The organism is Neisseria sp. CCUG12390, assembly GCF_047837985.1.
GTDB lineage: Bacteria > Pseudomonadota > Gammaproteobacteria > Burkholderiales > Neisseriaceae > Neisseria.
Map to the genome: position 1 here is coordinate 1186938 of NZ_CP181244.1, position 15932 is coordinate 1202869.

A 15932-nucleotide genomic window follows, 5' to 3' on the forward strand; every position below is an offset into this window, starting at 1 on the left:
TCTTGGATGAACCTGATTTTGCAAGATTTCAGACAATCAATTGTCGGCTATTATGACGGCAAAAGCCGATTGCGCAAGGTAACGGAATGCAAAAATATTAAAATCCGAATGCGGCGCACTCGGATTTTTTAATTTGGGAAAAGCCTGACGGTTATTCGTGTTTCACGCGCCGCAGCCTTTCGGTTTGCTGGCCAGAATATTGATGACTTTGCGTGGCGGTTTGCCGGTTTCGATTTTGATTTCACTGCTTTCTTCATCATCGAGGCCGTCTGAAAAGCGTTCCGGTACGTTTTCGCGGTCGAATGCCAAATCACCGCCGTGTTTCAGGGTTTGGCCGCGCTGTAGACCTGCGAAATCAAAGAGTTCGGTGTCGGCCAAATGTGAGGGCACGACGTTTTGCAGGGCGGAAAACATCGATTCGATGCGGCCGGGAAAGCGTTTGTCCCAATCGCGCAGCATGTCGCCGATGACTTGGCGTTGCAGGTTGGGCTGCGAGCCGCACAGGTTGCACGGAATAATCGGGAATTGTTTCAATTCGGCGTATTTAATCAGGTCTTTTTCTTTGACATAGGCGAGCGGGCGGATGACGATGTGCTCTCCGTTGTCGCTCACGAGTTTGGGCGGCATGGCTTTGAGTTTGCCGCCGTAAAACATATTCAAAAACATGGTCGCCAAAATATCGTCGCGGTGGTGGCCGAGCGCGATTTTGGTGCAGCCCAACTCTTTGGCGGTGCGGTAGAGGATGCCGCGGCGCAGGCGGCTGCACAGCGAGCAGGTGGTCTTGCCTTCTTCCAACACGCGCTTCACGGTGGAATAGGTGTCTTCTTCGACGATTTTGTAGTCCACGCCGATGGATTCGAGGTATTCGGGCAGGACGTGTTCGGGGAAGCCGGGCTGTTTTTGGTCGAGGTTGACGGCAACAAGGCTGAACTCAATCGGCGCGCTGGCTTGGAGCTGGCGCAGGATGTCGAGCAGGGCGTAGCTGTCTTTGCCGCCGGAAAGACAAACCATGATTTTGTCGCCCGGCTCAATCATGTTGAAATCGTTAATCGCATCGCCGACGGCGTGGCGCAGGCGTTTGTTGAGTTTGTTGTTTTCTAATTCTTGTTTGGTTTTTTTAGACATGGCTTCAGGTGGGAAATCAAGTGAAAATCTGAGTGCGTATTTTACCCGAAATCGGGTGGGCATGTGGTTGGAATCAAGGCCGTAAAAAGCAAAGGCCGTCTGAAAGGAAGGTTTTCAGACGGCCTCGGTGTCAGCCGAGCAGGTATCCGAATGCTTTGGCCATCCGCTGCGGCACTTGTTCGAAATGACCGCCACTGTTGAGTTCGAAGGCCGTTTCGATGCCTTTTTGCCGCCAGTCGGCCTCTGTGGCGCGTGTGGCGTCTTCGACAATAGCCATGCGCGGATTTTTGGCATTTTTTTCTTTGTCGCCGACCGAGAAGTAGGCTTTTTGCGGCGGGGTCTGTAATGCGCGTCCGGCCGCAAATTCCGTCCAGCCGTCAAACCACAGCGAACCGGAAACCGATGCGATGCGGCTGAAAGGGGTGGTATGGTAAGCCGAATACGCGGCGAACAGACCGCCTAAGGAATATCCGGCCAAAGCCGTCCATTGCGGCTGCAGGGCAAACCGTTGTGTGGTTTCGGACAAAACCGTATCGGCCAGCCAGCGTAAATAATCCTCTGCACCGCCGCTGAAATCAGAGGCTTTTTTGAACGCAGCCGGTGCGGGCCACGGGCTGAAAGCGTGTTCCCAATCCGGCTCGTCTATCGAAACCAAGGCGGCTTTGCCTTCGATCAAGCCGGCTAAATCGTCAGATTCTTCTTGGCTGAGAAAGGTCAGGAAAAGTGGCGCATCCGTTTCTCGGCACGGGTATACGGAAACCGTTTTATCGTTAAGGGCAAGGATGTGTTTGTCCATAAATGCTTATTGAAAGAAAAGGCCGTCTGAAGGTTTCAGACGGCATCGGAATCAGTCGGCTGCGTTTTTCTTGCCGAAATAAACAAAACCGGCCGCACCCAATACAATCATCGGCACGCTCAGCCATTGTCCCATCGACAGACCCAAAGTCAGCAGGCCTAAGTAATCGTCAGGCTGGCGGGCAAATTCGGCGATAAAGCGGAAGAAGCCGTAGCCGCCTAAGAATAATGAAGCCACTTGTCCGGCAGGGCGCGGCTTTTTGGAAAATACCCACACCAAGACAAACAGGCAGACGCCTTCGAGCGCGAATTGGTAAAGTTGGGAAGGGTGGCGCGGCAGCATACCGAATTGGTTGAGCCATTCCGCCCATTGCGGATTGTGCGCCGCCGCTTCCATGTCTTCGTAATGCGCCTGCGGAAAACCCATTGCCCAAAAAGCGTTCGGGTCGGTGACGCGCCCCCACAGTTCGCCGTTGATGAAGTTGCCGATACGGCCTGATGCCAAACCCAGCGGCACCAGCGGCGCGACGAAATCCATGGTTTTCAGGAAGCTCATTTTGTGTTTGCGGCTGAAGAGCCACATCGCGGCCACCACACCCAAAAAGCCGCCGTGGAACGACATGCCGCCTTCCCATACTTTGAGCATACTGATCGGGTCGGCCAGATAGTCGGAAAGTTTGTAAAACAAAATATAGCCCAAGCGGCCGCCGAGAATCACGCCCAAAATGCCCCAAGTGAGAAAATCATCGAGCATGTCTTTGGTAAATAAAGTATTACCTTGCGCAATGCGGCGGCGGCCGAGCCAGATGAACAGCACGAAACCGACGATATAACTTAAGGCATACCAGCGGATCGCCAAGGGGCCGAGGCTGACGGCGATGGGATCGAATTGGGGATGGATAATCATGGGTAAGGATACTTTCTTGAGTGTGTGGAAGGCCGTCAGGCCGTCTGAAAAAAAGGCAGGGGTAAATCCGCTTTGCGGACTCATTTCAAATTTCTGTTTTAAATTTGAAAACGGCAGGATTCACAATCCTCCTGCATTATCTGAAAACCATATCGGCGCAGGCAGGTGTTTTACCTGTTTTCATTCAATCGATTGATGTCTCGGGTTGTTTAGAAATGTGGGCAGCAAATGCCCGACCTGCGGAATTCAAAGGCCGTCTGAAAATATTTCCGACTTTCAGACGGCCTGTTTAATCAATAATTTACCGCAAACCGCCCGATACATTCCAAATTGCCGACAATACTGCTTCGCCCAATCGCAGGGAGCGTTGGCCGTTCCAGCCGAAATCGTCGTCGGGCAGGTTGTTGTTGTCTTTAAACGGCATTTCCAGCGTGTAGGCCAGGCATTTGAATTGTCCGCCCACCCATGCGGTGGCCATGGTCATATTGGCTTGGCCGGGTGCGTCTTTGTCGTAGCCGATTTCGTCTTGGAAATCGGGACTGGCGGCTTCAAAGGCTTGTTTGAACCGGGTTTCCAGCGCGGCAATCCGCTCGTCGTAGCCCGGTACGCCTTCCGTGCCCGCCACGAAGACAAACGGAATGGTTTCGTCGCCGTGGATGTCGAGGAACAAATCCACGCCGGTTTCGAGCATTTTTTCGCGCACATAATACACTTCGGGGCTGCGTTCTGCGGTCGGATTCTGCCATTCGCGGTTGAGGTTCGCGCCGGCGGCATTGGTGCGCAGGTTGCCCAATACCGAGCCGTCGGGATTCATGTTCGGCACGATGTAAAACGTGGCACGGTCGAGCAGGGCGCGGGCGGTCGGGTCTTGCGGGTCGAGCAGGCGGCCCAACAGGCCTTCGACGAACCATTCGGCCATGGTTTCGCCCGGGTGTTGACGCGCGATTATCCAAATTTTCAAATCGCTTTCGGCTTGGTTGCCGATGGTGAGCAGGTTGATGTCGCGGCCTTGCACGGTGCTGCCCAAATCGTCGATTTGGCACAAACCGCTGCCTTGCGCATCGCCCAGCAGGTTCAAATGCTGCTCGTGGGAATACGGCTCGAAATAGGCGTAATAAATGCTGTTGGACAAAGGCGTGTGGTTGATGGTCAGCACGCCGTTTTCATAGCTTGTCGGCACGCGGAACCAGTTTTGACGGTCGTAAGACGCGCAGGCCTGATATTCTTCCCAGCCCTCCGGATAAGCCGCATCAGCCGCGTTTTCAAAGCGCATCATGCAATTCTGATAGGCCGCACCCTGCAGGCGGAAGTAGAACCATTGTGCGAAATCCGAAGCGTTGTCCGGACGCAGCGCAAGGCGGATGTCGGACGGGTCGCCCGAATCTTTCACAATCACGGAACCGGCGTCAAATTGGGTGCTGATTTTTATCATGGAGAGATTCCTGCGTGGAATATAAGTTTAACAGCCCGCTATTCTAAAACATTTCAGGTAAATCATAAATCCTTTTCGGCTCCGGCTTGTTTCAGACGGCCTTTGGTATTAATATTCCGAAAGTAAAATTGTCAACAATCAAAAGAGTAAGCCCATGACCGATATGAAACACATTTCCCCGGCCGACAAGGCCGCGATCCTATCCGAAGCCCTGCCGTATATCCGCCGCTTTTCCGGCTCGACCATCGTCATCAAATACGGCGGCAACGCGATGACCGAACCGGCCTTGAAAGAAGGTTTCGCACGCGACATCGTGCTCTTGAAACTGGTGGGCATTAATCCCGTGATTGTTCACGGCGGGGGGCCGCAGATTAATAATATGCTCGAGCGCGTGGGCAAGGAAGGCGTGTTCGTGCAGGGCATGCGCGTGACCGACGGCGAAACGATGGACATCGTCGAAATGGTGCTGGGCGGTCATGTGAACAAAGAAATCGTCTCCATGATCAATACCCACGGCGGAAAAGCCGTCGGCGTAACCGGCCGCGACGGCCACTTTATCAAAGCCAAAAAACTGCTGATTAACACGCCTGAAAACCCGGGCGTGGACATCGGGCAGGTCGGCGAAGTGGAAAGCATCGACACCTCCCTGATTCAGGGTCTGATCGACAACGGCCAAATCCCCGTCGTCGCCCCCATCGGCGTGGGCAAACGCGGCGAAGCGTTCAACATCAACGCCGATTTGGTGGCCGGAAAACTGGCCGAAGAACTCAACGCCGAAAAACTTCTGATGATGACCAACATTACCGGCGTGCTGGATAAAGAAGGCAACCTTTTGACCAACCTGACCCCGAGCCGCATTGACGAATTGATTGCCGACGGCACGCTCTACGGCGGGATGCTGCCGAAAATCAGTTCGGCGGTCGAAGCCGCGGTTAACGGCGTGAAAGCCACCCACATCATCGACGGCCGCGTGCCGAACGCGCTTTTGCTGGAAATCTTTACCGATTCCGGTATCGGCTCGATGATTTTGGGCGGGGACAAGGCGTAAGTTGAATCAATCAAACCAAGGCCGTCTGAAAAATTTTCAGACGGCCTTTGATATTTTTGCGAAACTTGTAAATTTCCGAAAATCCTTAAACCGTCATTAGCTGCGCAAATCCGCTACGCTCCCCCGCGCAGACACACTACTGTCTGGAATAAATTTTTATTAAATATCAAAATGTTATAGGTTTTATATTTTGGTAAAAAATGAAATTTTGAAATATCAAATAGTCAGCAAACACTGATTCCGCAAAACTGTTTCGATTCCGACAGTAAATTTTGAAGTTCCTACAATCTGTCCCTTCTCCTGCGCTTGGCGCGGGGGAAGGTCAGGATGGGGGTGGTACTTCGTAGAAGTACATTTTTCCTGAGTTTCAGCAGATTTTAATGTTTCTGCGAAACATCACCCCCTCCCCAACCCTCCCCCGCGTCAAGCGCAGGAGGGGGAGCAGATTGCAGCAGCCCAAACACCGCTGATTTTGAGTCAGACAGAAGCTGAAAATGCTGAAAATATCAGCCTTGCAGATTTTCAGACGGCCTTTGGCATGGAATTCCCTGATTTTACTTGTGCAAACCGCATTCCTTGCTGTCCCTGCTTTCCCACCACCATCTTCCGGCGCGGATATTTTCGCCTTCTTTGACCGGACGGGTGCACGGTTCGCAGCCTATGCTCGGGTAGCCCTGACGGTACAAATCATTCAGCGGCACATCATGTTCCTGCGCATAAGCCCACACATCCGCTTCTTCCCAGTCGAAAATCGGGTTGAACTTGGCGATGTTGCGTCCCGAATCGTGTTCTTCAAAATCCAAGCCGCTGCGCGTATCCGACTGGCTGCGGCGTTGGCCGGTCAGCCATGCCGGGGCGTTGCCCAAGGCGCGGTCGAGCGGTTCGATTTTGCGGATGCGGCAGCATTGGCGGCGCAGTTCCACGCTTTCGTACATGGCGGTCGCGCCGAACTGCCGTTCAAATGCCTGTGCGTCGGCTTCAATCGGGCGGTACACTTCCAATCGGGTCTGATAACGCGCGTTGGTCGCGGCAATCAGGGCTTCGGTTTCGGGATTGAGTTTGCCGGTATCGAGCGTGATGATGCGGATGGGCAGTTTCAGACGGCATATTGCGTCGGTAATCACCATGTCTTCAACTGCCAGGCTGGACGCGAACACGGCCTGCGGAAAGCGTTCGGCAATATTTTTCAGACGGCCTTCCAATTCAGCGGTAAGGGCGGGCAGGCGTTGCCGTTCTTCGGCGGTTATTTTCGGAATGCTCCAGAGAATCGGGCGGAGAAATGAAGTCATGGCGGTGTTCCTTGTTTTATTTGGCTGTGTTCGGACGTAATCTCCGGACGCGGCCTTTTATTTTCAGACGGCCTGCCTGATACAGGATGGGTGCAACCCATCACCGGCAGATTCGTTTGAATCCGGTTCGGTTTGCCAAAAGTCAGGCCGTCTGAAAATGATTGATACTGCCATTTTCCGCCTGTAACGAAGCGAAAGGAAAGAATGCTTTTCTATTTCTTTATAACCAAAGCGACTGCTGCTGGTTTTTCGGCAGCAGGTGGCTCACGCCGATGCCGATGAGGCGGAACGCGTCTTCCGTCTGCGGCGGCACGCGTCCGATCAGCGTGTGCGCGGCTTGGAGCAGGGCTTGGCTGTCGGGCAGCACCGAAGAATACGTCAGCGAGCGCGTGATGATGCGGAAATCGTGTGTTTTGAGCTTGAGCGTTACCCCTTTGGCATCGACGTTTTTGCGCTGGATTTGCCGCCACAGATCTTCTGCCAAGTGCGGCAGGTGTTCGGCCGTCTGCGCCAGCGACAAATCTTCCGGTAGGGTGATTTCGGTGGAAATCTGCAAACGCTCGCGCTCGGGCTTGACAGGGCGTTCGTCGATGCCGCGCGCCAAATCGTACAGCCGGTAACCGTAGCGGCCGAAATGGTTCAGCAGTTCGCCGCGCTCGAAACGGCTCAAATCGCCGGCGGTGTTCATGCCCAAAGCCTGCATTTTTTTCAGCGTCACCTTGCCAACGCCGGGGATTTTGCCCAGCGGCAGCGTTTCCAGAAAAGCGTCGATTTTCTGCGGGTGTAAAACAAACTGGCCGTTCGGTTTGCGCCAGTCGGACGCGATTTTGGCAAGAAACTTGTTCGGCGCAATGCCTGCCGATGCGGTCAAACCCGTTTCGGCCAGAATTTCGGCACGGATTTTCCGCGCCACTTCGCTGGCATAGCGGATATTCTGCTTGTTTTGCGTAACGTCCAGATAGGCTTCGTCCAGCGACAGCGGCTCAATCAGGTCGGTATGCCGTCTGAAAACCGCATGGATTTGCGCCGAAATTTCGCGGTATAAATCGAAATGCGGCGGAATATAAACCGCCTGCGGACACAGCCGTTTCGCCGTCGCCACCGACATCGCCGAGTGTAGCCCGAACTGCCGCGCTTCATACGAGGCCGCGCAAATCACCGAGCGCGCGCCTTCCCAAGCCACGACGACGGGCTTGCCTTTCAGGTGCGGCTGTTCGCGCAGCTCTACCGAGGCGTAGAACGCGTCCATATCGATATGGATGATTTTGCGGTCGGACATTTGGGTTTTGAAAAACGGGAAAACGGTATTTTAGCGGAAAATGGGCGTGAAAAGGCCGTCTGAAACCCAAACTGAGTTTTCAGACGGCCTAAAGGTTAAGCCCTCGGTTTTCCATTCGGATTGAATGAAATCAAGCTGTGTCGAATGAAAAAGGCCGTCTGAAAATAATAGATTTTCAGACGGCCTTTTGCTGCGGAAGCGAACCTTATTTCTTAGCCGACAACTGATCGAACAAGCCGCCGTCAGCGAAATATTTCTTCATGATTTCGTCCCAAGTGCCGAATTTTTCGTTGGGTGTGAAGGTTTCGATGGCAGGAAAATCGGCTTGGTGTTTGGCCAATACGTCGGCATTGCGCGGACGCAGGTAGAGTTTGGCGGCCAATTCCTGCGCCGGTTCGCTCCACAGGTATTCCAAATATTCTTTCGCCGCTTCTTGCGTGCCTTTTTTATCGGCGACGCTGTCGACCACCGCTACGGGACTTTCCGACAAAATGGTGTAGCTCGGGTAAACGATTTCAAACTGGCCTTGCGTCAGTTTTTTGCTGACATGGTTGGCTTCGTTTTCAAACGTGACCAACACGTCGCCGATGTTACGCTGGCTGAAGGTGGTGGTGGCCGCGCGGCCGCCGTTTTCGAATACGGGCGCGTTTTTCAGGAATGCGGCGACGAAATCGTTGGTTTTGGCTTCATCGCCGTTGTTGACTTTCAGGCCGTAGCCGTATGCGCCGAGAAAGGCGTAGCGGCCGTTGCCGGTGGTTTTCGGGTTGGCCAGGACGATTTGCACGCCGTCGCGGGTCAGGTCGTTCCAGTCTTTAATCTGTTTGGGATTGCCTTTGCGCACGAGAAACACGGTGGTGCTGGTAAACGGCACGGCATTGTCGGGCAGGCGTTGCGTCCAATCGTTTTTGACCAGGCCTTTTTGCTGGAGCATTTCGATGTCGGAAGTCTGGTTCATGGTGACGACATCCGCCGCCAAACCGTTGGCGACGGACAAGGCTTGTTTGCTCGAGCCGCCGTGGGACTGCTGGATGTCGATTTCCGCGCCGTTATGCTTGGCTTGGTATGCTTTGATAAACAGCGGATTGTATTCTTTGTAGAAATCGCGGGCGACGTCGTAGGATACGTTCAAGAGTTTGACGCTTTTGCCGTCGGCTGCGGCGGAGGCATTGCCGGTTTGGGCGGCTTCTTCTTTGGGCGAGCAGGCGGCCAGAGCGAGGGCGGCGGCAAGTGCGGTCAGGGCGGTGGTGCGGATGGTCATGTCGGTTGTCTCCTTAAATCGATGGAGACACTTTATACCGTCTGATTGGCGGTGAGAAATAATGTTTGATTTGGTGGTTAGCAGGTTTGGTTATAAAGGTTAAGGCCGTCTGAAAGTTGTACGGAAACTTTCAGACGGCCTCACCGTATTCCTATAAATATTTGCGCATCAGTTCGCACTTCGCCCTGACGGTTTTGTTCAGCGGCAAGACCGCTTCGCCTAAGGATTCGTAGCCGTTGAGTCGGTAGAATGGCACGGAATTGAGTGAGGCGTAAAGTTTCAGGAAGCTCAGGCCGGCATCGTGCGCCAGTTTTTCGGCACGCCGCAGCAGCGCGGTTCCCAAGCCTTGGTTGTGAACCAGCGGATGCACATACAGCGCGTCAAGCTGGGCTTCTTTGAAATCGACTTGGAAAAAGCCCTGAATGATGCCGCGGTATTCCACTACCCACAAGGCTTTTGACGGGTCGGACAGCGTGGCGCGGTAGCTTTCTTCATCGAGCAGCCCTTCCCACGCCTGCAGCACGCGTTCGTCGTAGCTGCGGATGCAGGTGTATTGCACGGCGTGAAGGTGCGCATTGTGGATGAAGCGGCAGTCTTTTTCGGTAGCGGGGCGGAGGACGGTAAGCAGGCTCATGGTCGGTATTCGCATCAAAATGTTCAGACGGCCCGATGAAGCGGAGGCCGTCTGAAAAATCAAACGGTTGGCCGTATGATTATACCAGCAACATGGTTTTCAGACGGCCTGCCCGGAAAAATTATTCGGTTTTGAAATGTTTGCGCAACACGAAAAACATCACCGCCATGCAGGAGAACATCACAATCATGTCGCCGAACGCGGTGAATTCGCCCCAGTATCTGCCGCCTGCGTACACAAACGCAAAAAAAGCGTGCAGCGCGGCGAGCAGGAAAAACATGCCCGCCCATGCCCAATTGAGTTTTTTCCAGCCCTCGGGCGGTAAAACCAATACGGAGCCGAACATTTTCTGCACGGCGGAACGGCGGTCTTTGAAGAAAAAATGCGACAGCAGCATACCGACACCGAAGGCGGTATTCAGCAACACGGCCTTGAGGCGGATATAGTAGTCGTCGCTCAAAGCCAGCGTTACGCCGCCGAAGACGACGGTCATGGCCAAAACCAGCCATTGCTGCCGCTCCAAGCGGAATTTCTGTTTCACGAGATGATAGCCGTACACCAATACGGTGGCGGCAATCAGGCCGGCGGTGGCGGCCAGGACGTGGTTGTTGTCCGTTCCCGCCGCGCCGGTCAGTTGCAGCAGAAAATGCTGCGTGTCGGTCGGTTCGACGGTTTTGTAAAGGTAGAAAAAGACGATAAGGGGGATAAAATCAAGCAGGGCGTTCATGGGATTGGGAACTTGGGTTTCAGACGGCATTAACGGTTTGGAAAGGCCGTCTGAAAACAAAATAAATCAACAAAAAATGCCGGATTTAAAATCCGACCCGGTTTATAAGTTTTCAGACGGCATTTTAGCCCAAATGCCGTCTGAAAACGGAAAACGATTGTAAAAGCAGACAGGCACGGTACAGCATGGTTCGGAGGCCGTTTGAAAATGACACGAACTTTTTCCAATATCAGACGCGCCTGTTCACGCGATTCGGATTTTGCACGGATTGCAAAATATGGCGCGGAAACGGTTTGCACAGGCCGAGATCTTTGCAAAACTCAATCTAAACCAAAAGTCTATCCCCGTCATTAGCTGCGCAAGTCCGCTACGCTTCCCCCGCGCAGCTAATGACGGATTAGAGATTTTTGAATATTTTCGGATTTTGCAAGGTTCAGGCCGTCTGAAAATATTTCACTTTCAGACGGCCTGTTCAAAGTCAGGTGTGGTCGGGGCAAAATAAACCGAATCAGGCCTTTTTCAGACTGGCGTGCAGTTTCTGCGCTTTTTCAAACGCAGCGTCCGCGTCGGCGGCCAGCGTAACGAAATGCCCCATTTTGCGGCCTTTTCGGGCGGATTTTTTGCCGTAGAGGTGCAGGAACGAAGCCGTGTCGCTTTGCAGCGGCAGCCAGTCGGGTTCGCTGCCGTCGCCGCCCCAAACGTCGCCCAGAATATTCGCCATACAGCAGGCCGAAAGCAGGCGGGTGTCGGCGGGGGGCAGGCCGCACATGATGCGCACCTGCTGCTGGAACTGGCTCGCGGCGCACGCGTCGATGGTGTGGTGGCCGCTGTTGTGCGGACGCGGCGCGATTTCGTTGACGATGAGTTCGTGCGTATCGCCGACGACGAACATTTCCACCGCCAGCACGCCCACATAATCCAGTTCGTCGGCCAAACGCCGCGCCATCTGCCGCGCCTGCTGTTGAATATCCTGCGGCAGGCGGGCGGGGACAATGGAATAGGCGAGAATGCCGTTTTCGTGGATGTTTTCGGCGGGGTCGAAAGTCTGCACGTTTTCGCTGTTCAGACGGCATACCACCACCGAAATCTCGCCGCGTAAATCGACCATTTTTTCCAACACGCAGTCCACTCCGCCGTGTTCGGCAAAGGCCGTCTGAAGTTCGGCCAAGGTTTTCACGCGGATTTGGCCTTTGCCGTCGTAGCCCAGTGTGGCGGTTTTCAGAATGCCGGGCAGAAATTCCGCACTCGCGTCGGTAATGTCTTCGGGTGTGCAGACGGCCTGATACGGCGCGGTCTGCAAACCGGCTTTGCGTATCCACGCTTTTTCCTGAATGCGGTTTTGCGCAACAGCGACGCAATCGCCGCTCGGCGACACGCGGGTGTGCCGCGCCAGAAAGCGCATTGCGTCGGCATTGACGTTTTCAAATTCGGTGGTGACGGCGGCGCATTTCGCCAATTCGTCTAAAGCGGCTTGGTCGTCGAACGGCGCGCACAGATGACGGTCGGCAAATTCCGCCGCCGGCGCGTTCGGGTCGGGATCGAGCACGGTCACGCGGTAGCCCATGGTTTTGGCGGCAACGGTAAACATACGGCCGAGCTGGCCGCCGCCGAGAATGCCGAGATTGGCGGGAGGAAGGATGGGGGTGTTTTGCATGGTTTGACTTTATTATATTTAACTGTAGCTAAGAAGCCGCTGAAACGGGTCAGCGGTCTTTGATGATCCGGTAGCCGTTTTGTCCGGCTTTTCCGGTTTTTGCGCACAAAGCATCGCCGCAGCGAACAATATCGGATTTTGCCAGCAGTTCCGACACTTCCGCCCGAGCTTTATTCTGTTTGACAGTATCCGCATAGTGCCAACTGAGCCAGATCCCGAGACACAGCATGATAATCATCAGCACAAGGCTTGCCGATACAATTATCCAGCTTTTTCGGGCAAGCGTACGGTTTTTTTCGGTGACGGAATGCAGGTAGGCGTTGAATTCTTGGGTGCGGCTTACCATGACTTCATGGATTGAATCCATATCTTTTTTATATTGTTCCAAAACGGTATCGAGCCGGGCTTTAAGATTTTCATCGGCGAATGCCGTCATTTCCCTTTTGTTTTGCGCCAAAGCGTCATCGAGCCTGTCTTGAACCATCGCGGCGGTATCGTCCATTTTTTGCTCGTAATGCTTTATCATCGCCGAAGATGATGCAATGACCTGTTCAAGGCCGTCCAAAACCGTTTCTGTATTCATCATTTATTCCTTATTAATCTTCAAATTACCGTTGCGGCATCAGCGGCTCATGCTGTGCGAATGGTGCTGCTCCATCTGCCGTTCGTATTCGCGCCGGCGGTCTTGTTCGGCCAGCACCTGATCGGCCTCAAGCGTTTGCGCGAAACTCTCGCGCTGCGGTGTTGCGGCGGCTTTGGCGGAATCGGCCAGGGCATGGGTGGCGTAATGGTAGGAAGTTTCGTGCCATGCAAACAGCTCTCCGTCTTTGTTGATGCCGACATGTCCGATTTCGGGCATACGGTTTGCGTAGGCTTGGGCGGTCAGCGCGGCGACGCTGTTTTTCATTTCGCGCTCGGTGTAGGGCAGGTTGTTTTCGCGGTAGTAATCGCGCAGACCCGCGTCGATTTGGGCATGAAGGAGCTGCGCGCGTTCGGGCAGGTTTTCCAGACTGAAGCGGCGGTTTTCCTCTTCGCGCTGAAGCCTTTGGGCAGCGGCCTGTTCCATTGCGTTTTCAAACACCTGCTGCGCTTTGGGGCTGAGGGCGATCATTTCGTCTTGGGAAGCGCAGATGGCTTCCCTGGCGTTGCGTCCATAAGCGTCGGCGGCACGGTCGAGTTTGCCCTGAAGGGCGTTCAGACGGGCTTGCAGGGGATTTTCCACTTCGTTTTGCACGGAGGGCGACTGGTTGGGCGCGGTCTCGATACCGTTAAAATCCACCCCTGCTTCTTTGAGTGATTCTTCGTCTATGCCTATCTTGCCCAATTCTTTCATATTCAGACGGATTTTGCTGCCTTGGCCGTGATAATGCTGCTCGTAGGAGGCAGCCAGCTTGATGGCGTAAGCGGCGTATCGGTCGGGATAGTCAATCGCAAAATATTCGGTTTTATCGAAAAAGTTTTTTCCCATGGCTTCGATATTTTTATCGTTTATGGGCAGGTACATGTTTTTGTCTAATTGGAGATTAGATTTTAGGGTGTAATTTCCATTTTTTTCTTTTATGAAATCGTGCATATGGTCTGGTGCAGCGTGATAGATCTGTTTTAAGGTTGGCTTCGGATTAGTCTGCCTAACCATATCGACAACCGCGTTAAAGCCGTCGATTTCAGCCAGTGCTTCTGCTTTGCGCAAGCGTAAAACGTGCGCTTTGACTTCGCCGGTATAATCCCTGCGGCCTTGCTGCTGCGCCTGTCTGTTTATGGAGTCTTTGGTTTTTTGAAAATCTTCCCCTACCTTGTCAAGGCTGTGCTGGGTTTCATGTGCAGTTACAAAAACCAGATTCCCCAATCCCTCGTCTGTACGGTCATTCAATATCTTGGGATTAAATCGGATCATCTCGTCTGTTGGGGAATATGAGCCGTTGTTGTTCGGATTTTTATCGATTCTGAATCCTTCGACTATGCCTTTGCTGATGGCGGAATTGATATTTTTAGCCAGCAGGGGCGATGAATTCAATGCCTGTTGCAGCCTTTCCGATTGTGCCTGCGTTCCGCCCTCCTGAATGAAAGTGAGGGTATGGAATTCTTTCAGTTCTGAAGTGGTTTGGGTACTCAAACGGTTAATTTCGGGGGTTGCCATGATAAAACTCCTTTAAAATTCATTGATTATTGACATCAGCCGACTAAAATCATTCTGATACAGGCTTTTTTCTTGTTAGGAGTGTTTTTGGGGTTGTAATACAAGGGTAATACTTTTACTTGCAAATTTCCCTTATCCAAATAAACTCCCATCTGCATACCGTCTTGGACAATGTTCGGCTCTTGGGTAAAGCCCATTTTTTCCGCTTTTTGTACAAATTCATCAAAATCCATACCGCAGATTTCTTCAATATAGAGGCTTTCATGATTGTCAATATCATCATTTATTGAATTAAAAGATAATCGAAGGCCATCTTGTTTTTCTATAAGGCCTTTAGTTTTATTGAGACTCCATTCCCAGTTGTTTGATAATTCTTTAAAAAAGTAATAGCTGTCTGTCTCGCTCTCATCAGCTCTCATTTTTACACCGAAAGCCCGTTCTATATGCTCGACGGTAAAATCTTTAATCGACTGGGAAGAAGCCATCATTTCCAGCAGATTGGTTAAAATTTCTCTCTGCATTTCCGGTGGGGTTTTATTTTCTGACATTTTTACGGTTTCCTTGTTTACGGGTTGTGAAGCGGTTTTGCCTGATTCGGGAGGAACGGAACAGGCGGCGAGCAGCAGAGCTGCTGTGATTGCTGTTAATCGGTATTTCATGGTTTTCCTTTGGTTAAGGGAAAGTTATTTTTTCAGACGGCCTTGATTATATCGTAAGGCCGTCTGAAAAAATAATCTCTCAACTGCGCCGCTATTGGTGGCGGAATTGATATTTTTAGCCAGTAAGGGCGATGAATTCAATGTCTGTTGCAGCCTTTCCGATTGCGCCTGCGTTCCGCCCCCCTGCATGAAAGTGAGGGTATGGAATTCTTTCAGTTCTGAATCGGTTTGGGTACTCAAACGGTTAATTTCGGGGGTTGCCATGATAAAATTCCTTTAAAATTCATTGATTATTGACATCAGCCGACTAAAATCATTCTGATACAGGCTTTCTGCTCGTCAGGATTATTTTTGGGGTTGTAATACAAGGGTAATACTTTTACCTGTAAATTTTCTTTATCCAGATAGCCCCCCATCTGCATACCGTCCTGAACAATGTTCGGCTCTTGGGTAAACCCCATTTTTTCCGCTTTTTGTACAAATTCATCAAAATCCATACCGCAGATTTCTTCAATATAGAGGCTTTCATGATTGTCAATATCATCATTTATTGAATTAAAAGATAATCGAAGGCCATCTTGTTTTTCTATAGGGTCTTTAGATTTATCGAGACTCCATTCCCAGTTGTTTGATAATTCTTTAAAAAAGTAATAGCTGTCTGTCTCGCTCTCATCAACTCTCATTTTTACACCGAAAGCCTGTTCTATATGCTCAACGGTAAAATCTTTAATCGACTGGGAAGAAGCCATCATTTCCAGCAGATTGGTTAAAATTTCCCTTTGCATTTCCGGCGGGGTTTTGTTTTCTGACATTTTTACAGTTTCCTTGTTTACGGGTTGGTTTACGGGTTGTGAAGCGGTTTTGCCCGATTCGGGGGGGACGGAACAGGCGGCGAGCAGCAGGGCTGCTGTGATTGATGTTAATCGGTATTTCATGGTTTTCCTTTGGTTGGGGAAAGTTATTTTTTCAGACGGCCTTGTGATGAAAG

Annotated in this window: 17 protein-coding genes; 2 read left to right on the forward strand and 15 right to left on the reverse strand. The window is 52.2% G+C overall.

Annotated features, from left to right (window positions below):
• Positions 1 to 162: 162 nt before the first annotated feature.
• The 4 genes from ttcA to ACM67E_RS05595 form a co-directional block, all read right to left on the reverse strand.
• Positions 163 to 1125 (reverse strand): tRNA 2-thiocytidine(32) synthetase TtcA, encoded by a 963-nt coding sequence (gene ttcA / locus ACM67E_RS05580; RefSeq protein WP_416192620.1) that lies wholly within the window; start codon positions 1123 to 1125, stop codon positions 163 to 165.
• Between the two features lie 130 nt (positions 1126 to 1255).
• Positions 1256 to 1921, reverse strand: coding sequence for an alpha/beta hydrolase (locus ACM67E_RS05585; RefSeq protein WP_416192621.1), 666 nt, complete (start codon positions 1919 to 1921; stop codon positions 1256 to 1258).
• Positions 1922 to 1972: 51 nt separating this feature from the next.
• Complete coding sequence (lgt, locus tag ACM67E_RS05590) at positions 1973 to 2827, reverse strand: prolipoprotein diacylglyceryl transferase (RefSeq protein ID WP_416192741.1); 855 nt, start codon at positions 2825 to 2827, stop codon at positions 1973 to 1975.
• 301 nt (positions 2828 to 3128) lie between these two features.
• Positions 3129 to 4259 (reverse strand): M14-type cytosolic carboxypeptidase, encoded by a 1131-nt coding sequence (locus ACM67E_RS05595; RefSeq protein ID WP_416192622.1) that lies wholly within the window; start codon positions 4257 to 4259, stop codon positions 3129 to 3131.
• A gap of 154 nt (positions 4260 to 4413) precedes the next feature.
• On the opposite strand from ACM67E_RS05595, the gene argB reads away from it, so the two are divergent.
• The gene (gene argB / locus ACM67E_RS05600; RefSeq protein ID WP_416192623.1) at positions 4414 to 5307 is read left to right on the forward strand and encodes an acetylglutamate kinase; all 894 of its coding nucleotides are present in this window, start codon (positions 4414 to 4416) and stop codon (positions 5305 to 5307) included.
• 554 nt (positions 5308 to 5861) lie between these two features.
• Here the strand turns inward: argB and ACM67E_RS05605 are convergent.
• From ACM67E_RS05605 to ACM67E_RS05625, 5 genes are all read right to left on the reverse strand, one after another.
• Complete coding sequence (locus ACM67E_RS05605; protein ID WP_416192624.1) at positions 5862 to 6596, reverse strand: phosphoadenylyl-sulfate reductase; 735 nt, start codon at positions 6594 to 6596, stop codon at positions 5862 to 5864.
• Positions 6597 to 6816: 220 nt separating this feature from the next.
• On the reverse strand, positions 6817 to 7875 hold the full coding sequence (gene dinB, locus ACM67E_RS05610) for a DNA polymerase IV (protein WP_416192625.1): 1059 nt from the start codon (positions 7873 to 7875) through the stop codon (positions 6817 to 6819).
• Positions 7876 to 8080: 205 nt separating this feature from the next.
• Complete coding sequence (locus ACM67E_RS05615; RefSeq protein WP_416192626.1) at positions 8081 to 9133, reverse strand: sulfate ABC transporter substrate-binding protein; 1053 nt, start codon at positions 9131 to 9133, stop codon at positions 8081 to 8083.
• Between the two features lie 151 nt (positions 9134 to 9284).
• Positions 9285 to 9767: a GNAT family N-acetyltransferase gene (locus ACM67E_RS05620; RefSeq protein ID WP_416192627.1), complete on the reverse strand. Its 483-nt coding sequence runs from the start codon at positions 9765 to 9767 to the stop codon at positions 9285 to 9287.
• Positions 9768 to 9888: 121 nt separating this feature from the next.
• The gene (locus tag ACM67E_RS05625) at positions 9889 to 10494 is read right to left on the reverse strand and encodes an inner membrane-spanning protein YciB (RefSeq protein WP_416192628.1); all 606 of its coding nucleotides are present in this window, start codon (positions 10492 to 10494) and stop codon (positions 9889 to 9891) included.
• Between ACM67E_RS05625 and ACM67E_RS05630 the strand changes: the two genes are divergently transcribed.
• On the forward strand, positions 10493 to 10657 hold the full coding sequence (locus ACM67E_RS05630; RefSeq protein ID WP_416192629.1) for a hypothetical protein: 165 nt from the start codon (positions 10493 to 10495) through the stop codon (positions 10655 to 10657). The two genes, ACM67E_RS05625 and ACM67E_RS05630, sit on opposite strands and share 2 nt — an antisense overlap.
• A 345-nt stretch (positions 10658 to 11002) precedes the next feature.
• On the opposite strand, the gene ACM67E_RS05635 is transcribed toward ACM67E_RS05630, so the two are convergent.
• From ACM67E_RS05635 to ACM67E_RS05660, 6 genes are read right to left on the reverse strand one after another with little or no spacing between them, the layout of a single operon-like run.
• Positions 11003 to 12148, reverse strand: a complete 1146-nt coding sequence (locus tag ACM67E_RS05635) for a 5-(carboxyamino)imidazole ribonucleotide synthase (protein ID WP_416192630.1) — start codon at positions 12146 to 12148, stop codon at positions 11003 to 11005.
• 49 nt (positions 12149 to 12197) lie between these two features.
• A complete protein-coding gene (locus tag ACM67E_RS05640) occupies positions 12198 to 12734 on the reverse strand; it encodes a hypothetical protein (RefSeq protein WP_416192631.1) in 537 nt (178 codons plus the stop codon).
• Positions 12735 to 12770: 36 nt separating this feature from the next.
• On the reverse strand, positions 12771 to 14285 hold the full coding sequence (locus tag ACM67E_RS05645) for an XVIPCD domain-containing protein (protein WP_416192632.1): 1515 nt from the start codon (positions 14283 to 14285) through the stop codon (positions 12771 to 12773).
• Positions 14286 to 14320: 35 nt separating this feature from the next.
• Entirely contained in the window at positions 14321 to 14944 is a 624-nt protein-coding gene (locus tag ACM67E_RS05650; protein WP_416192633.1) for a hypothetical protein, read from the reverse strand.
• A 24-nt stretch (positions 14945 to 14968) separates the two neighbouring features.
• Positions 14969 to 15208, reverse strand: coding sequence for a hypothetical protein (locus ACM67E_RS05655; RefSeq protein WP_416192634.1), 240 nt, complete (start codon positions 15206 to 15208; stop codon positions 14969 to 14971).
• A gap of 35 nt (positions 15209 to 15243) precedes the next feature.
• Positions 15244 to 15879: a hypothetical protein gene (locus tag ACM67E_RS05660; protein ID WP_416192635.1), complete on the reverse strand. Its 636-nt coding sequence runs from the start codon at positions 15877 to 15879 to the stop codon at positions 15244 to 15246.
• Between the last annotated feature and the right edge of the window lie 53 nt (positions 15880 to 15932).